The sequence below is a fragment of the Streptomyces bohaiensis genome (assembly GCF_012033785.1).
GTDB lineage: Bacteria > Actinomycetota > Actinomycetes > Streptomycetales > Streptomycetaceae > Streptomyces > Streptomyces bohaiensis.
In genome coordinates this window covers 1-1192 of sequence record NZ_JAAVJC010000533.1, presented here as the reverse complement: position 1 = coordinate 1192, position 1192 = coordinate 1, and the positions used below count along the sequence as shown (strand labels likewise).

Genomic DNA, 1192 nt, shown 5'->3' with positions numbered 1-1192 from the left:
GGGACCATCGCCGAACGCCAGTCGCCACCGCCGTACTTGGAGTCCCAGCGCCGCGCCTCGTCGGCGGCCTCCCGCAGCTTGGACACGTCCGAGTGGCCGACCCGCCCACACGCCGCCGCCCGACGGCCCCGCCTCCGCCGGGTCGGACCCCGCATCCGACGGGCCCGACCCCGCCTCGTCGTCCCGGTTGCGGCAGGCCGCCTCGGAGCTCGACGAGCTGGGCGACCTGCTGCGGGAGCGGGACGACCGCCGGTGACCGGCCGGGTCCTCGACGGCCGCTACCGCCTGGAGCGCCCGCTCGGCCGCGGCGGCATGGGCGAGGTCTGGCTCGGCCGCGACCTGGCCCTCGGCGACCGGAAGGTCGCCGTGAAGCTGCTCCACGCCGCCCGCCTCGCCTCCCTCGCGGGCACCACCGATCCGGATGAGCTGCGCCGCCGGTTCCTGCGGGAGAGTCGCGCCACCGCCCGGATCGACCACCCGGGGCTGGTCGGCGTGCACGACGCCGGTGCCGACGCCGACACCCTCTACCTGGTGATGCAGCTGGTCGACGGCAGCGACCTCGCCGACCACCTCGCCGAGCACGACCCCTACCCCTGGCCGTGGGCGCTGGCCGTCCTCGCCCAGATCGCCTCCGCCCTCGCCGCCGTGCACGACGTCGGGGTCGTCCACCGCGACCTCAAGCCGGGCAACCTCATGGTGCGACCCGACGGCCGGGTCGTCATCCTCGACCTCGGTATCGCCGCGGTCACCGGCGACGTCGAGGAGACCAGACTGACCCGCACCGGGACCCTGATCGGCACCCCTCTCTACATGGCCCCGGAACAGGCGCTCGGCGGCACGGTCGGCCCGCCCACCGACCTCTACGCCCTCGCCACCCTCGGCTACGAGCTGCTCGCCGGGCGGCCGCCGTTCCGCGCGCCCAACGCCGCGGGGCTGCTCTACCGCAAACAGCACGAGTCCCCCGATCCGCTCGGGGAACTCCGCCCCGACGCCCCGGCCGGGCTCGTCGCGCTGCTCCACCGGATGCTCTCCGCCAGCCCCGCGGACCGTCCCGCCGACGCCCGGGAGCTGCACGCGGCCCTGGCCCCGCTGCTGCCGCGCCCCGCCGCCGGCGAGGCGACCGGCCGGCCGATGGACCCGACCCGCCCCTACACCCACCCGCTCGCCCCCTGGCCGCCGACCGGTCCCACGG

1 protein-coding gene and 1 pseudogene are annotated in these 1192 nt (G+C 77.0%); both read left to right on the top strand.

The annotated features are described in order from the left end of the window. Positions 1–256: pseudogene (locus tag HCN52_RS25020) on the top strand (hypothetical protein); the annotation flags it as partial. Further along, positions 253–1192: serine/threonine-protein kinase (locus tag HCN52_RS24510; protein WP_168090602.1), on the top strand; the 940-nt coding region annotated here is incomplete at its 3' end. The pseudogene HCN52_RS25020 and the gene HCN52_RS24510, both read left to right, overlap by 4 nt.